Origin of the sequence: Hathewaya proteolytica DSM 3090 (genome assembly GCF_900142225.1) — a bacterium.
Lineage (GTDB): Bacteria > Bacillota > Clostridia > Clostridiales > Clostridiaceae > Hathewaya > Hathewaya proteolytica.
The window spans coordinates 147728-164976 of sequence record NZ_FRAD01000005.1 but is presented as its reverse complement, the minus strand read 5'-3'; the positions used below and the strand labels follow the sequence as shown (position 1 = coordinate 164976).

Here is a 17249-nt window from a genome sequence, read left to right as displayed (position 1 = left end):
TTATACTTTGGCATTTAAACACTGAAGGAATCTTTCAAGGGCACTTCCGGTGAGAGTATAATCTCCCATGGCGCCATGCTTTATGTCCCCGTTTATTCCATGGTAGTCAGAACCCGCTGTATACAATTTATTGTGGGCCTCTGCTAGGGCTATGAATTTTTCTGTTTCTAAGGGTTTGTTTTGAGGGTAAATAGCCTCTATACCTTGGAATGGCATATCCATTAAATCTTCTATTGAGTTACTTCTCATAAGAGTGGGATGGGCTATTACTGTGATGGCATTGTACTTGTGTAAGAGCTGAATACCTTCCTCTAAAGTCAAACCGAAGTTTGGTATGTAAGCCTTGCTTTTTTTGCTTAAAACACTGTCAAATAACTCTGTAAAGGTATAGTTGTAACCGGCCTCGATTATGGCTTTTGCTATATGAGGTCTTGCGATTAGGGAATTGGAACTGTGGATTAAATGTTGGAAGTCTATTATTATATTATAGAATTCTTTTAAATTGTCCACCATTTTTTTTGCCCGTTCCATCCTTTTTGTTTGGAGAAAATATAAGTTATCTTGAAATATTGAGTCTGTATAGGAGTCATCTTTAAAGTAACCTAGAAGATGTATATTTCCGCCTTTGTGAAGGGTGGTTAACTCAATACCTGGTATAAGGGTAACTCCATTTTCCTTTGCAAAATCTATCAAAGTGCGCCCATATTTCATGGTATCGTGATCTGTAATAGAAATAATCTGTAGTCCACAATTGCTAGCTTTTAAGATCAGATCTTCAGGGCTCAAAATTCCATCAGAAAAATTTGAATGGGTATGTAAATCTGCTTTTATCATTTTATCACCTACTTATGCTTCAGTTTATCACACCACATCCACCTATATCAAGTGAGTTCACTTAAGATTTTTTGTTATATAATCGCAGAGGTAAAAGAGATTATAGGAGGTATATGTATTTTGCATGGAAATACAGTCTACGTCGTATATGCCATCCCATGGGAATACTGTTATAAGTGATTCGTTGTATATATTAATAACGTACCTTTGATTGTCATTAAAGTCTATGAACATCTTGTATTTGGGGCTGATCTTTGAGAAATCTGGTTTTACACCGAAGTTTTCTTTGGGTACGTATTTAAAAAATTTCCTTATGGTGAGATAATAGACTTCATCTATAGCTACACTTCTATAAAAGTCTGTGGATAGTATCCTCACTTTGCAGCTGCCAGAAGAAAAAGAGTTAATTAATTTTTCAGAATAGTACTTAGGAGAGGGCTTTTCTTTCTTTGAATTTAATAGAATAGCTTTTTCACACCCACAGGTAAAAATAAAACACAACATTATAAGTGCTATAAGAAATTTTTTCATGGTTTCATCACATCCTTTGGCTAATAATACATAGTTTATGCTTTAAAAAGCCCCAATAGTACATATATAAAATATTGCTTTATATTGCTGAGAGTATATATTATAATTAAATTGCTATGTTGGCTAATAATTAGTTATAAAGGAGTAATTTAATGCAAAGAATATTAGATGATATAATAAATGATAGTAGAAAATGGACGGAAGTAGGCGAGGTGGCATCCTATATACCGGAATTGAGCAAAGCTGACAAAGAGGCTTTAGGCATATGCGTTTCCACACTTAATGGAGAAGAGTATTTTTCAGGAGATTTTAATACAAAATTTACAATACAAAGTATATCAAAGGTAGTGACCTTGATGCTAGCTATCTTAGACAATGGAAAGGATTATGTTTTTTCTAAGGTGGATATGGAGCCCACAGAGGCTTCCTTTAACTCTATTACAAACTTAGAAGTACACGACCACAACAAGCCCCTAAACCCCATGATAAATGCAGGTGCTATTTGCGTTGTATCTTTGATTGAAGGGAAAACCGCTGAAGAAAAATTTAATAGGATAATCAACTTTACTCGAAAGCTAACGGGAAACCCAGACATAAATATAAATGAAGAGGTATATCGCTCTGAAAAGTCTACAGGAAACAGAAACAGGGCTTTGGCTTATTATATGAAAAGTACGGGAGTTATGGAAGGGGATGTGGAGGAAGTTCTAGATGTATACTTTAGGCAGTGCTCCATGGAGGTAACTTGTAAAGACATAGCTAGAATAGGTGCAACCCTTGCAAATGACGGTGTAATGCCATGGAACAATGAGAGAATAATTTCTAGAACTGTTGCCAGAATAATAAAGACAATAATGGTTACGTGCGGTATGTACGACGCATCAGGAGATTTTGCCGTTCACATAGGAATACCAGCAAAAAGTGGCGTTGGCGGAGGTATATTTGCTGCTGTTCCTAGAAGAATGGGAATTGGAGTTGTGGGACCGGCTCTAGATCCTAAGGGAAATAGTATAGGAGGACTTAAGGTATTGGAAGCCTTGTCCAAGGAGTTGGATTTAAGTATATTTTAAAAAAGGATGGTAAGATTATTGGATAAAGATAGGTTAGTTATTTTAGATGGAAGCAGTCTTTTGTATAGGGCTTTTTTTGCTATGCCGGATTTGACAAATTCTGAAGGAATACATACAAATGCCATATACGGATTTATAAATATGGTTTTCAAGATAAAAAAAGAATTCCAAACAGAACATATAGTAGCTGCTTTTGATAGAAAGGCACCGACTTTCAGACATCTTCAGTATGATGAGTATAAAGCTGGGCGAAAAAAAATGCCGGAAGAGTTGTCACAACAGATTCCGTATTTAAAGGAATTCCTTAAGCTCTATGGGATAAAACTTTTTGAAATGGATGGATTTGAGGCAGATGATCTCATCGGTACCTTATCGGTCTTTGCTGAGAAAAATGGTATGGAAGTTTTCGTGGTTACGGGAGATAGAGATGCCTTGCAGCTTGCCACAGACAACGTGAAAATTGTGATAAATAAAAAGGGGATTACGGATACAGTGATCTACGATAGGCAGAAAATAGAGGATGAATTGGGGGTCACTCCAAAGGAGTTCATCGACGTTAAGGGGCTTATGGGTGATAAGTCTGATAACATAAAGGGTGTGCCTGGCATAGGTGAAAAAACTGCCTATAAGCTAATTCAAGAATACAAGTCCGTGGAAAATGTACTTCAAAATATAGACAATTTAAAGGGAAATAAGCTAAAAGAGAATTTAAGGGAGTACAGTGAACAGGCTATTTTCAGTAAAAAGTTGGCCACCATAGTGACAGAAGTTCCGGTAGAATTAGATGAAAGCGATATCAAGCCCAATATACCTAAGGACCTTCAGGGTATACAGAAATTATTTGCACAGTTGCAGTTTAAAACTTTGTATAGCAAAGTACCTGAGACCACGGAGGATACACAACACAAAGTAGAAAAAGAAGATATAGTAGAAAAAGAAGCTACGGCAGAAAAAAGACATTGCAGTGTTATGAATGTATCCAATGGTGAGGAACTGAAGAAAGTAAAAATAGATAATGAAAAACCCTTATATCTTTTGTACACGGCTAGTACCTACAGCGTCTTATCACAACTTAAAATCATAAATGTAGTACTTATGCAAGGAGATAAGGTCTATGACATAAATATGGAGTTTCTACAAGGTGAAGATGTAAATGAACTTCTCAACAACATAAATAAGTGCAAAAAAGTAGTTGTTCACAGTGCCAAGGTGTTTTACAATTTCATGAGATTAAATGGTTTAGAACCTAATCTTATGGACTTTGATACTGAAATTGCGGCCTATTTAATTGATCCAGGAAAAAAGGAATACGAAATAAATTCTTTAACAGAGAGCTTTTGTCATCTAGCTTTAGATAGTAAGGACAAAACTGAGTCTATCCTCTATATGGAAACTGTAGAAGAAAAGTTAAAAGAACACATTGAGCAGCTAGATATGAAAGATTTATTGTACAATGTGGAGCTGCCACTGACTCTTGTTATTTCTTCCATGGAATGTGAGGGCTTTAGGATTAATAGGGAAATGCTGAATTCTTTAGGCAGAAAATTTAGCTCTGAACTCACGGAAACTGCCAGTGCAATTTACAAAGAGGCTGGAGAGGAATTCAACATAAATTCACCAAAGCAACTAGGCAAAATTCTCTTTGAAAAGTTAGATTTGCCTGTGATAAAGAAAACCAAAACTGGTTATTCAACCAATGCGGAGGTATTAGAGGAACTTCAAGGTCAACATGAGATTATCGATAAAATAACTTACTTTAGACAGCTATCGAAATTGTATTCTACCTACGTGGAAGGGCTCACAGCTGTCATTGATTCCGATGACAAGATACATTCCAACTTCAATCAAGCTGTTACAACTACGGGAAGGCTCTCTAGCACGGAACCCAACCTTCAAAACATACCTATAAAGTATGAAATGGGTAGGGAAATAAGAAAGGTTTTTGTTCCGGAAGAAAACTCTGTTATTCTATCTGCAGATTATTCACAAATAGAGCTTAGGGTATTGGCCCACATTTCAAATGATGAAAATATGATAAATGCATATAAAAATAGCGAGGATATTCACAGCCTCACAGCCTCAGAAGCTTTCAAGATTCCTATGGATCAAGTGACAAAAGAGATGAGAAGCAATGCCAAGGCAATAAACTTCGGTATAGTATACGGCATAGGTGATTTTAGTCTTTCAAAGGATCTTAAAATAAGCAGAAAAGAAGCTAAACACTATATAGATGCTTATTTTAATAGATACCCTGGGGTAAAATCTTATCTCAACGATATAGTTTTGCAGTGCAAGGAAGAGGGATATGTGACCACAATTCTAAACAGAAGGAGAAACATTCCGGAAATTAATTCTTCTAAAAAAATTATAGTGGCCATGGGGGAAAGGTTGGCAATGAACACTCCTATTCAAGGCAGTGCAGCGGATATAATAAAATTAGCTATGATTAAAGTATTTAATAGACTAAAAGAGTTAAAGCTTAAATCAAGACTTATATTGCAAGTCCACGATGAATTGATTCTAAATGTCTTAAATGAGGAACTGGAAATCGTTAAGGATGTGGTAAAAAAGGAAATGGAAAGCGCCGTAAAGATGAGAGTTCCCATGGAAGTGGACATAAATATGGGTGAAAACTGGTATGAAGCCAAGTAATATCAAAGTACGGGTGATAAAATGATTAAAATTGGGCTCACGGGATCCATTGGTTCAGGAAAGAGCAGTATATCATCTTACCTTAAGGATAAGGGTGTTTGTGTAATTGATGCTGATATAATAAGCAGGGAAATTTATGAAATATACAGTGATTTAGTTTTAAAAATTAGGGAAGCCTTTGGCTGTGAATACGTTGAAAATGGAGTGCTTAACAGAAAAAAAATGGCTTCCCTAGTGTTTTCACAGAAAGATAAGAAGTCAATGTTAGAATCTATTGTGATGCCCTATATTTTTCATGAAATAGATCTTAGAATGAAAAGTGCAGAAAATAGGGGCGAAAAATGTTGTGTACTGGATGCGCCAACTTTGATGGAGAACAATCTTCATGAGAAAATGGATTATAATATTCTAGTTTATTGCAACTTGGAAAAGGAAATAGAGAGAGTAATGAAGCGGGATGGAATATGCAGAGATGACGTTCTAAAAAGATTAGCATGTCAGTTATCCGTGGAGGAAAAAATGAAAAAGTCTGATTTTATTTTGGATAACAGCTTTTCTTTAGAGGATACCTACGCATCTTTGAAGAAAATATTTAGTGAAATAGGAGTAGAGATATGAAAAAGTGGTTCATTGCGTTATTTGTGGTGATTATAGCGTGTTTAAGTGTTTTGTTTGGTTTAAAGTACATAAAAAATAGGCCAGTAAAGGTAGAAGATTTAAAGAGGTTATACCCCGTTACATATAGCGACGTGGTCTTTGCAAATTCTGAAAAGTATTCACTAGATCCCTATATGGTGTTCGCCCTTATAAAGGCAGAGAGCGCTTATAAAAAAGATGCAAAATCTTCCCAGAGTGCCATGGGCCTCATGCAAATAACACCTAAGACAGCACATTGGATAGCTGAAAAGATGGGAATGAAGGATTTTAGTGAGGACAAGCTATTTGAGCCCACTATAAATATTGAAATGGGATGTTGGTATCTTCAAAATTTAAGACAGGAATTTGGGAAAAAAGATGAGATTATCCTAGCGGCCTACAATGCCGGTAGGGGAAATGTGAGCAGTTGGCTTCAAGATGGTCGTTACTCTGATGATGGTGAAACTTTAAAGGATATCCCTTTTTCAGAGACAAAGGAGTACGTAAAGAAGATTAAGCAGTATGAAGAAAAATACAAAGAATTGTATAAACAGGAGTTTGAAACAAAGGAAGTTGACAATACAAAATAGCTTGTAAAATAGGAACTAATCCCTCATAACTTTCATATAAAGGTAGTATACTAAGTTATGGGGATGGTAATAATGGCGGAAATTGTTTTGAGCTATGTTTTTATAGTTATACTAATAACCGGTTTAGGATATTTGTTGTATTTACTTAAAGATAAGGGTATAAAGATAAGTGAAGATTATTTTGGACTATCTTATGCAATTTTAAATACAATGCAGAGCGATGAAGCTAATACAGACAATAAAAAACTTATAATCAGGCTTATTGGCGATATTGTTCGTTATATTGAAAGCGAACTTTTAAATATGAATAATGATGATAAGGAAAAATTAGCGCTAAAATTGTGCACTGGTATTTTAAAGAAGATGGGATTTAATAGTCCTGTTGACGAGAACAGTATACGATTTCTTATACGAATATGCGCTGCCATGATGCAAAACAGTGAAACTTGGCATAACAACAAAGTAGTCAATGAGGAAAATAGAAAGCTTATAGAAGATGCTCTTAAATTGTCTTAATGTTTTATTTAAAGAGTTATACGATGCCCAGGTTTTAAATTTCAAAACCATCTGGGCATTGTTTTTTACTGTGTCAGATAAAATAATTTAAAAGGGAAAGTGTGCTTATGAATATAGTTTGTTTTAAAAATGGTGTTAGGCTTATATATAAAAAGTCTCAAAGCAATCTAACTTCCTTTTGTATAGGATTTGAGGCTGGTGCCAATAAAGATCCTGAGGGATACTATGGAATTGCCCATGCGGTGGAGCACATGGTATACAAGGGTACAAATACAAAAGATGAACATGAGATAAACGAAAAGATAGATGAGCTTTTTGGATTTAGCAACGCTATGACCAATTATCCTTATGTGGTATACTATGGAACCTGCCTTAGTGAAGATTTTCAGCAGGGCTTTAAGTTACATAGTGATTTTCTTATTCATCCAGCCTTTAGTGAAAAAGGGTTTAAGGAGGAGATGGATGTTATAAAAGAGGAACTCAAGGAATGGAAAGAGGATGCCTATCAACACTGTGAGGATCTTTGCTTTTACCACGGCTTTAAAAAAAAGCGAGTAAGGGAATTGATTATTGGAAACTGCGAAACTTTGGAAAATATAGCCTTAGAAGATATAAGGGAATTTCATAAAAAACATTATGTTGGAGAAAATTGCGTTGTGTCTGTAACTAGCAACTTAGATTTGGACATAATAATAGATATTGTGGAAGATGGATTCAGGGATATAAAGCCCCAATACTGCGAAGAACATATTGTGCTACATGAAGTTAATGCTGCTGGGATTTTCAAAGATGAGATTGGTAGCGAAAGCTGCAAAATCAATTTTGTATACTCATTAGACAATCTTACTTCTGAAGAAATTATGAACTTTAGGGTGTTTAACAATTTCTTTGCTGAAGGAGTGAGCTCTCTGTTGTATAATGAGATTAGGACAAAAAGAGGGTTGTCTTACGAGGTTGGAGCAAAACTGAAGGATGAAAAGGGTGTAGAGATTTACAAGATTTACCTAGGCACTTCTAGTGAAAAGGCAGACGTGGCGGTGGAAGTTGTAAACCAGCTTATATATAAAATTAAAAACAATATTATAAAAATAAAATCAGAGACTATAGATAAGGCTATAAAAAATTTAAAACTAAAGCAGAGCATTGATCTAGAAAAATCTATAGTTCATAGCTTTAGGCTTTGTATTATGGAAATCATGGGAGATAAAAAGGACAAAAAATTATATTGTTCTACTTCAAATGATAATAATTTTGCAATTCATGATTATATATCTCCTTTGTATTATGATGAATTATGTTTAAATACCATTGATGAAAAAACCATATTGGCAGTGGTAAATAAGGTTTTAAAAGATCCAACTATAGAAATAATGACGTAAGGGCAGGTGAGTTCATGGAAAGTATTTGGATGATTAAGAACTTCAAAGGGGATTTAGGGCCTTTGAGTAGAAAGACTAAAATAAGCCCTTCTTTTTTAAAGGTGTTGTTCAACAGGGGAATAAAGGATGAAAATGAGATAAAAAAATTTTTTAATGGCACAGCAAAAGATCTGTATGAACCTTATATGCTAATGGATATGGAAAAAGCTGTGAAAACCATTAAGGAAGCCATTGAAGAGAAAAAACGCATAGCAATTTATGGTGATTACGATGCAGATGGTGTCAGCAGTACGGTGATTTTGTATAAAGGATTGAGGCGCTGTGGAGCTGATGTTATATATTATGTACCCAATAGAGAAGAAGAGGGTTACGGTATGTCAAAAATCGGAATAGACAGATTGAAAAAATTGGGTGCAAATGTTATAATTACTTGTGACAATGGTATAAGTGCCATGGAAGAAATTGATTACGCAAGAGAAATGGGAATTCCCGTGGTATTGACTGACCATCATCAGCCAAGTTTTGTTGAAAAAGAGGACAAAACAACTGAAGAGATTTTACCTGCTGCTTGTGCTGTGGTGGCCCCTCACCGAAGACAGTGCACTTATCCCTTCAAATACCTTTGTGGTGCAGCTATAAGCTATAAGTTTATTCAAGCTTTATTTAGGTTGTTCAATATAAACAATGATGAAACCATTAAGCTCCTTCAATATGCTGCTGTGGGAACAATATGTGATGTTGTGGACCTTCAGGATGAAAACAGAATTATAGTAAAAGAAGGTCTAAGAATAATCAACTCTAGTCCAGATGTGGGAATAAGAGCTTTGATAAAGCAACTGAACTTAGCTGATAAGGAGATAAAGTGCTACAATATAGGTTTTAATATTGGTCCTTGCATAAATGCCACTGGACGCCTAGAAACAGCGGATATTGCCATAGAGCTTTTTTTAAGTGAGGATGAAAAGTACTGCGAGGAATTGGCTGGAAAGCTGGTGGAGCTCAATAAACAGCGTCAGGAAATGACAGATTACAATGTAACTAAAATTATGGAAGAGCTAAGTGAAAGGGAAAATGTACCTAAGGTTTTGGTTTTGTATAATGGAGAAGTTCACGAGAGCATTGCTGGGATTGTGGCAGGAAGAATAAAGGATAGATACAATCTTCCTACTCTGGTCATAACTGATGGGAAAGAGATGCCAAAGGGTTCAGGACGCTCTATAGAAAAATACAATATGTTTGAAGAACTTCAAAATTGCAAAGGATTACTGCATAAATTTGGAGGTCATCCTATGGCTGCAGGTCTTTCTATAAAAAAAGAAAATATAGAAGAGCTGAGCAAGTGTTTAAACCAAAACTGCACTTTGACTGATGAAGACATAAAACCAGTGATCCACATGGATGACAAATTGCCTTTAGATTACATGTCTCCAGGTTTTCAAAGATATGTTGAACAGCTAGAGCCCTACGGAAAGGGAAATTCAAAGCCACTTTTTGGAGTAAAAAATGCCAAAGTCTTGGGTGGAAATGTATACGGAAAAAATAAAAATGTTTTAAAACTCAATTGTGAATATGAGCAAATGAATATACAAATTATATCCTATGAAGATATGATGATAAAGTTTAAAGAAATGCTTATAAAGGAAAGTATTGATTTTGACATAATGCTGCGTGGAGGTATACAAAATCTTTTTATGGATTTTGTTATTTATACTGACATCAACGAATATATGGGCAGGAAATCTGTACAGCTAAAATGCAAAGACCTGAGATTTAGCAATTAAAAGGTAAAAACCAGGCACAATAATAAGATATTATTTTGCCTGGTTCTTAGTTTGATATAACTATATTAATCTCACAAATCTATTTATTGATTAGTTTAAATGTCCTTTAGTGAAATTAAAGATTTTGCTCGTATTGCTGAACCATTTTCTTTACCATTTCGCCACCAACGGAACCGCATTCTTTAGATGTTAAATTTCCGTTATACCCTGTGAAGTTTACGCCTAATTCCTTAGCTGTCTCCATTTTAAAATTGTATAGTCCTTGTTTTGCTTCTGGTACTAAACTTTTTGCCATGTTTTCTTCCTCCTTAGTCTTCACATACATAGTGAATGAAAATCTTAATGGTTTCAAATTTACTAAGTATTATTCTACTACTTTAAACCATTTTCGTACTGCTGAACCATCTTCTTTACCATTTCTCCACCGATTGAACCAGCTTCTTTGCTTGTTAAGTCTCCGTTGTATCCCTGTTTAAGGTTTACTCCAACTTCTTTAGCAGTTTCCATTTTAAACTGGTTTAATTTTTCTTTAGCTTCTGGAACTAAGTTCTTGTTTGAATATGCCATTGTTTTTCACCTCCTCTTCGTCTTTGTAATAATATTTTATCCCGTATGAGAAAAATTATTTTAGTACATTACAGGTTAATTTGAAAAATAATTCTTTTAATACCATTCTTTTGCAAAGATTTAACATAATAAGTTGTTCCTTTTATAGCATTGAAGTAGTAAAATATAATATATAATAAAGAATAAGGTGATGTGAATGACAAAACATAAAATAATACTTACAGGCGGCGGTTCTGCTGGTCATGTAACTCCAAATCTTGCCCTTGTTCCTAGGCTAAAGGAAATGGAATACCAGATTAGCTATATAGGTAGCATAAGCGGCATAGAAAAAAATATTATTGAAAATGCTAATATAAAATACTTTGGCATAAGCAGTGGAAAGTTGAGAAGAGGAAAGAACATTAAGAATCTAGGAAGAAACTTTCTAGATGTATTCAGAGTTGGAAAGGGAATTTTAGATGCAAAAAGAATTTTAAAAAAAGAAAAGCCGGATATTGTTTTCTCAAAGGGCGGGTTTGTATCTGTACCTGTGGTAATGGCTGCTAGTATGCTAAACATACCTGTTATAGCTCACGAATGCGATATTACACCTGGTCTTGCAAATAAATTAGCTTCTAGATATTGTGATAAAATATGTGTCACCTTTGAAGAGACATTAAAATATGTAGATAAAAACAAAGGCTGCGTAACGGGACTTCCTATTAGAAGTGAACTTTTCACTGGAAAGAGGAGCTCAGCTGTAGAAATATGCGGATTTAAAAATTCCAATAAGCCAATTCTCCTTGTTATTGGAGGTAGCCTTGGAGCTAAGTGCATAAATGAAATCGTTAGAAAAAATATTCAAAATCTTTTAAAAGAATACAATATAATTCATATATGTGGTAAAGGAAATATGGACACTTCTATAGAAAAAATGGAGGGTTACTATGAAGTAGAGTATGCCAATGAAGAACTTAAGCATTTTATGAATGCTGCTGACTACATTATATCTAGGGCTGGTGCCAATTTTATATTTGAAATACTGTCGCTAAAAAAACCAAACCTTTTGATCCCTTTATCAAAAAAAGCTAGTAGAGGAGATCAAATATTAAATGCAGAGTCATTTAGAAAAAAAGGTTACTCCATAGTTATAGAAGAGGAAAATCTTAATTCAGATATTCTCATGGAAAAGCTTCAAGAGTTAAGAAAAAACCAAGAAGTTTTCATCAAAAATATGGAAAACAGCAATCTAGGAAATGCCACAGAAAAAATTCTACAGCTTATAGAAAAATCCTTAAAACATAAGGCATAAAATAAATTGGAGGGGTGATTTTAAGTGAAATTAAAATTTTTTGGAGCTGCGAAAACTGTAACAGGTTCATGTCATATGCTAATCGTAAATGGAAGAAAAGTATTGCTAGACTGTGGGCTTCTTCAAGGAACTGAGGACTCTGATGTAGGCAATGCGAATTTCAACTTCGATCCTAAAGAGATAGAGTTTGTTATTTTATCTCATGCCCATATCGATCACAGCGGAAGAATACCTCTTTTGTATAAAAAGGGTTTTAAAGGAACTGTAATCAGCACTAGTGCTACTAAGGACTTGTGTTCCGTCATGCTACCTGACAGTGGTTATATTCACGAAACAGAGGTGGAATGGAAAAATCGGAAGAGAAAAAGACAGGGCTTGCCTCCAATAGAGCCTCTTTACACTTCAAAAATAGCGGAGTTGTCAACATATCTATTTACAGGTTATGAATACGACGAGCTAATAGATGTTTTTCCAGGGCTTAAAGTTAGATTTAGAGATGCTGGCCATCTTCTAGGAGCTGCCATTACAGAAATATTTGTGGAGGAAAAGGGAAATAAACCTATAAAGCTTTGCTACAGTGGGGACATCGGAAATGGGGATTCTTTTCTTATAAAAAATCCTACTTACGTGGATTATGCTGATTATCTTATTATGGAGGCCACGTATGGAGATAGGTATCACGCAGATATCAAAAAAGAACTGTATAGATTAGCGGATATAATTCAAAAAACTGTACAGCGAGGAGGTAACATCATAATACCATCCTTCTCCGTTGGAAGGACTCAAGATGTATTATACGTGCTAAATCACTATATAGAAAACGAAATACTAAAAGGCATAAAGGTGTACGTGGACAGTCCTCTTGCCATGGAAGCCACGAAGATATTTAAAAAACACCAAAATTTATTCAAAGATGAAATACAAGACATGATTTTAGAGGGCGACGATCCTCTTGAGTTTCAGGGATTGGATTTTATAAAATCCCCAGGAGATTCTGCTAGTTTAAATAAGGTGCAAAGTGGTGCCATAATAATTTCCGCCAGCGGTATGTGTGAGGCTGGTCGGGTAAGACATCACCTAAAGCATAATTTGTGGAGACCAGAATGTTCTGTGGTGTTTGTTGGATATCAAGCTGAGGGTACCCTAGGAAGAAGTCTTCTTGAGGGAGCTGAAAAAGTAAAATTATTTGGTGAAGAGATCGCTGTAAACGCTGAGATATACAATTTAGAAGGTATGTCAGGCCACGCAGATAGAGCAGGACTTTACAGATTTTTATCAGCATTTAAAGAAAAGCCAAAGGAAGTAATTTTAGTTCACGGTGATAAAAAATCTCAAGAAAGTTTTAATGAGTTATTGCAGAGCAATGGATACAATTCTACCATTGCCAATTTGGGCGAAACTCTATTTGTAGATGAGGAAAAAATTGTTGATTACGATTTAAGGGATAAATTGCTAAGGACAATAGAAAATTTTGGAGAGATAAATGAAATCAACAAGAACTCAGTTTTAAAATTGTTGCAAGAAATAATTCATGAATAAGTTATTTAAAAACTTTTCGATAGTTAAAAACATATATAAAATAACAAATGATATGGCAATTTATTATAGAAAGCATTGATAAGAGCTTAAAAATGCAAAAATTAATGCATTTTCTATTTACATTTTTAAATCAAAAGTGTATATTTAGTATGTAGTATCATGAAAAAATGAGTTGCTATAATAAGCTAAGGCTTAAAATATATTCTGAAGGAAGGGTTTACGATGAATAGAAAAATGAAAACTATGGATGGTAATACTGCCGCTGCTCATGTTTCCTATGCATTCACTGATGTAGCTGCAATTTACCCAATTACACCTTCTTCTCCAATGGGAGAAAAAGTTGACGAATGGTCATCGCAAGGAATGAAGAACCTATTTGGACAAACTGTAAGAGTTATGGAAATGCAGTCAGAGGCTGGTGCTGCTGGTGCGGTTCACGGTTCTCTACAGGCAGGTGCTTTAACTACAACATATACAGCATCACAGGGACTTTTATTGATGGTTCCTAATATGTACAAAATTGCCGGAGAATTATTGCCAGGAGTATTCCATGTAAGTGCTAGAGCTCTTGCTACACACGCACTTTCAATCTTTGGAGACCATCAGGACGTAATGGCAGCAAGGCAGACAGGCTTTGCTCTTCTTGCTTCAAACAGCGTACAGGAATCTATGGATTTAGCTGCTGTTGCACACTTGGCAGCAATTAAAGGAAAAGTTCCATTTATGCATTTCTTTGATGGATTTAGAACTTCACACGAAGTACAGAAAATCGAAACTTGGGATTTCTCACAGCTTGCACAGCTTGCTGAAGAAGTTCAGGATGATATAAAGGCATTTAGAAAAAATGCATTAAATCCAGAACATCCAGTAACAAGAGGTACTGCTCAAAATCCAGATATATACTTCCAAGGAAGAGAAGCTTCCAACAATTATTACAATGAATTACCAGCAGTAGTTGAACACTTTATGGACGAAGTAAACAAGATGATAGGAACAGACTACCATTTATTTAACTACTACGGAGCACAAGATGCAGATAGAATGATCATTGCTATGGGTTCTGTTTGCGATGTTGCAGAAGAAACAATTGATTATTTAAATAAAAAGGGTGAAAAGGTAGGTTTATTATCAGTTCACTTATACAGACCATTCTCAATAGAACACTTCTTAAAAGCTGTTCCAGCTTCAGTTAAGAAGATTGCTGTTCTTGACAGAACAAAGGAACCAGGTTCTATAGGAGAGCCATTATTCCTTGACGTAACAAATGCATTATTCAACGTTGAAAACAGACCAGTTGTAGTTGGTGGTAGATTTGGTTTAGGTTCAAAGGATACAACTCCAGCTCAGATAATAGCTGTATTTGATAACTTAAAGCAGGATGCACCAAAGAACAACTTTACAATAGGTATAGTTGACGATGTAACTAACACATCTCTTGAAATAACTTCAGAAGTAGATGTTACTCCAGAGGGAACAAAGGCTTGTAAGTTCTGGGGATTAGGTTCTGACGGAACAGTTGGAGCAAATAAATCAGCTATAAAAATCATCGGTGACCATACAGACATGTATGCTCAGGGTTACTTCTCATATGACTCTAAAAAATCAGGTGGTATAACTGTATCTCACTTAAGATTTGGTAAGGAAAAGATAAAATCACCTTACTTAATAAATAAGGCTGATTATGTTGCTTGTCACAACCAGTCATATGTATACAAATATGACGTATTAGATGGTATAAAAGATGGCGGTAAGTTCTTACTTAACTGTATATGGAATGCGGAAGAATTAGAACAGCATCTACCAGCTAAAATGAAAAAATACATTGCTGAACACAACATAGAATTCTACACTATAGATGCAGTTAAGATTGCAGAGGAAATAGGTCTTGGCGGAAGAATCAACATGATCATGCAATCAGCATTCTTCAAATTAGCTAACATCATTCCTTTAGAAGAAGCATTAAAATACTTAAAGGATGCTGTTGTAACATCTTACGGTAAAAAAGGTGAAAAAGTTGTTAAAATGAACCACGATGCTATAGATCAGGGTGTCAATGCTATAGTTAAAGTGGAGGTTCCAGCTTCATGGAAAGATGCAAAGGAAGAATGCAACTGTGAAAGCAACAACAAACCTAAGTTTATAACTGAAATAGTAGACGTTATAAATAGACAAGAGGGAGACAAGTTACCAGTTAGCGCATTTACAGAGGGCGTTGATGGTACATTCCCAGCAGGAACAGCTGCTTTCGAGAAGAGAGGAATAGCAACTAATCTTCCAGAGTGGAATTTAGACAATTGTATACAGTGTAACCAGTGTTCATTTGTATGTCCACATGCTTGTATAAGACCAGTTTTATTAACTGATGAAGAGATGAACAATGCTCCTGCAAACTTAAATGCTAAACCAGCTACTGGTGGTCCAGCATTAAAAGAATACAAGTTCTCTATCGTTGTAAGTGAATTAGATTGTACAGGATGCGGAAACTGTGCTGAAGTATGTCCAGCACCAAAGAAAGCTCTTGTTATGCAGCCAGCTCACACTCAATTAGATAAACAAGATGCTTTTGACTATGCTATAAAACTTCCAAAGAAAAACCCAATGAACAAAAACACTGTAAAAGGAAGTCAGTTTGAGACTCCACTTTTAGAGTTCTCAGGTGCTTGCGCAGGATGTGGAGAAACTCCATATGCTAAGCTAATAACTCAGTTATTTGGAGATAGAATGATGGTTTCCAACGCAACTGGATGTTCTTCAATTTGGGGTGGTAGTGCTCCTTCAACTCCATATACTAAGGACGCAGCAGGAAGAGGACCAGCATGGGCTAACTCATTATTCGAAGATAATGCAGAGTTCGGTTTAGGTATGTTCCTTGGAGCTAACCAGATGAGAGAAAAATTATTTGACTTAGCCACAGAAGCTCAAAACAGCGATTTAAGCTCTGAATTAAAATCTACATTACAGGAATTACTTGATAACAGATTTGAAGGCGAAAAGACTAAGGAAATAAGAGATAGATTATTGCCATTACTTGAAGCTGAAAAAGCTAATGATCTTGCTTCTAAGATCTTAGAGATGAAAGATTTCATAGTTAAGAAATCTCAGTGGATATTTGGTGGAGACGGATGGGCTTATGATATCGGATACGGCGGTGTTGACCACGTACTTGCATCAGGCGAAGATGTAAACATATTCGTATTTGATACAGAAGTTTACTCTAACACAGGAGGTCAGTCTTCAAAAGCTACTCCAACTGCAGCAATAGCTAAGTTTGCCGCTGGTGGAAAGAGAACTAAGAAGAAAGACCTTGGTATGATGGCTATGAGCTACGGTTATGTATATGTTGCACAGATATCTATGGGTGCTGACAAGAACCAGGCTATAAAGGCTATCGCAGAGGCAGAAGCATATCACGGACCTTCATTAATAATTGCCTATGCTCCATGTATCAACCATGGTATAAAGATTGGTATGGGATGCACTCAATTAGAGGCTAAAAAGGCTGTTGAATGTGGATACTGGGCATTGTACAGATACAACCCAGATCTTAAAGAAGAAGGTAAGAATCCATTCTCACTTGATTCAAAAGAGCCTACAGCATCATTCATCGATTTCTTAAAGGGTGAAGTAAGATACGCTTCTCTTGAGAAAATAAAACCAGATTTAGCAGCTGAATTATATGCTAAGACTGAAAAAGATGCAAATGAAAGACTTGAAAACTACAAGAAATTGGCTAAAAACGACTAATAAATTTTAATAAAAAATCGTACTTCAATTTGAAGTGCGATTTTTTTCTTGTAAAATCAAAATAATTTTAAAAAAGGCTTTTAATATTCTCTATTTAAGGGTATCATTATAACATAAAC

At 35.3% G+C, this 17249-nt stretch carries 14 protein-coding genes; 10 read left to right on the top strand and 4 right to left on the bottom strand.

Features of this window, described 5'->3' with window-relative positions; translation table 11 throughout:
• The gene (locus BUA73_RS03575; RefSeq protein ID WP_072902458.1) at positions 1 to 834 is read right to left on the bottom strand and encodes a PHP domain-containing protein; all 834 of its coding nucleotides are present in this window, start codon (positions 832 to 834) and stop codon (positions 1 to 3) included.
• 57 nt (positions 835 to 891) lie between these two features.
• Positions 892 to 1365, bottom strand: a complete 474-nt coding sequence (locus tag BUA73_RS03570; RefSeq protein ID WP_072902455.1) for a DUF4883 family protein — start codon at positions 1363 to 1365, stop codon at positions 892 to 894.
• 152 nt (positions 1366 to 1517) lie between these two features.
• Between BUA73_RS03570 and glsA the strand changes: the two genes are divergently transcribed.
• From glsA to recJ, 7 genes are all read left to right on the top strand, one after another.
• Positions 1518 to 2435 (top strand): glutaminase A, encoded by a 918-nt coding sequence (gene glsA / locus BUA73_RS03565; RefSeq protein WP_072902453.1) that lies wholly within the window; start codon positions 1518 to 1520, stop codon positions 2433 to 2435.
• Positions 2436 to 2453: 18 nt separating this feature from the next.
• Positions 2454 to 5087, top strand: coding sequence for a DNA polymerase I (gene polA / locus BUA73_RS03560; RefSeq protein WP_072902527.1), 2634 nt, complete (start codon positions 2454 to 2456; stop codon positions 5085 to 5087).
• 21 nt (positions 5088 to 5108) lie between these two features.
• Positions 5109 to 5705: a dephospho-CoA kinase gene (gene coaE / locus BUA73_RS03555; RefSeq protein ID WP_072902451.1), complete on the top strand. Its 597-nt coding sequence runs from the start codon at positions 5109 to 5111 to the stop codon at positions 5703 to 5705.
• Positions 5702 to 6313: a lytic transglycosylase domain-containing protein gene (locus tag BUA73_RS03550; RefSeq protein WP_072902448.1), complete on the top strand. Its 612-nt coding sequence runs from the start codon at positions 5702 to 5704 to the stop codon at positions 6311 to 6313. The genes coaE and BUA73_RS03550 overlap by 4 nt, the downstream gene beginning before the upstream one ends.
• Before the next feature lie 72 nt (positions 6314 to 6385).
• The gene (locus BUA73_RS03545) at positions 6386 to 6829 is read left to right on the top strand and encodes a hypothetical protein (RefSeq protein WP_072902445.1); all 444 of its coding nucleotides are present in this window, start codon (positions 6386 to 6388) and stop codon (positions 6827 to 6829) included.
• A 107-nt stretch (positions 6830 to 6936) separates the two neighbouring features.
• Positions 6937 to 8208, top strand: coding sequence for a M16 family metallopeptidase (locus BUA73_RS03540; RefSeq protein WP_072902442.1), 1272 nt, complete (start codon positions 6937 to 6939; stop codon positions 8206 to 8208).
• Between the two features lie 14 nt (positions 8209 to 8222).
• Entirely contained in the window at positions 8223 to 9989 is a 1767-nt protein-coding gene (gene recJ / locus BUA73_RS03535; protein WP_072902440.1) for a single-stranded-DNA-specific exonuclease RecJ, read from the top strand.
• 115 nt (positions 9990 to 10104) lie between these two features.
• Here recJ and BUA73_RS03530 read toward each other — a convergent pair whose 3' ends face one another.
• Positions 10105 to 10284, bottom strand: coding sequence for an alpha/beta-type small acid-soluble spore protein (locus BUA73_RS03530; RefSeq protein ID WP_072902437.1), 180 nt, complete (start codon positions 10282 to 10284; stop codon positions 10105 to 10107).
• Positions 10285 to 10361: 77 nt separating this feature from the next.
• Positions 10362 to 10556: an alpha/beta-type small acid-soluble spore protein gene (locus tag BUA73_RS03525; RefSeq protein ID WP_072902434.1), complete on the bottom strand. Its 195-nt coding sequence runs from the start codon at positions 10554 to 10556 to the stop codon at positions 10362 to 10364.
• Positions 10557 to 10752: 196 nt separating this feature from the next.
• Between BUA73_RS03525 and BUA73_RS03520 the strand changes: the two genes are divergently transcribed.
• From BUA73_RS03520 to nifJ, 3 genes are all read left to right on the top strand, one after another.
• Positions 10753 to 11847: an undecaprenyldiphospho-muramoylpentapeptide beta-N-acetylglucosaminyltransferase gene (locus BUA73_RS03520; RefSeq protein ID WP_072902432.1), complete on the top strand. Its 1095-nt coding sequence runs from the start codon at positions 10753 to 10755 to the stop codon at positions 11845 to 11847.
• Positions 11848 to 11871: 24 nt separating this feature from the next.
• On the top strand, positions 11872 to 13386 hold the full coding sequence (locus BUA73_RS03515) for an MBL fold metallo-hydrolase RNA specificity domain-containing protein (RefSeq protein ID WP_072902430.1): 1515 nt from the start codon (positions 11872 to 11874) through the stop codon (positions 13384 to 13386).
• A gap of 222 nt (positions 13387 to 13608) precedes the next feature.
• A complete protein-coding gene (gene nifJ / locus BUA73_RS03510; RefSeq protein WP_072902428.1) occupies positions 13609 to 17130 on the top strand; it encodes a pyruvate:ferredoxin (flavodoxin) oxidoreductase in 3522 nt (1173 codons plus the stop codon).
• The last annotated feature ends 119 nt before the right edge of the window (positions 17131 to 17249 follow it).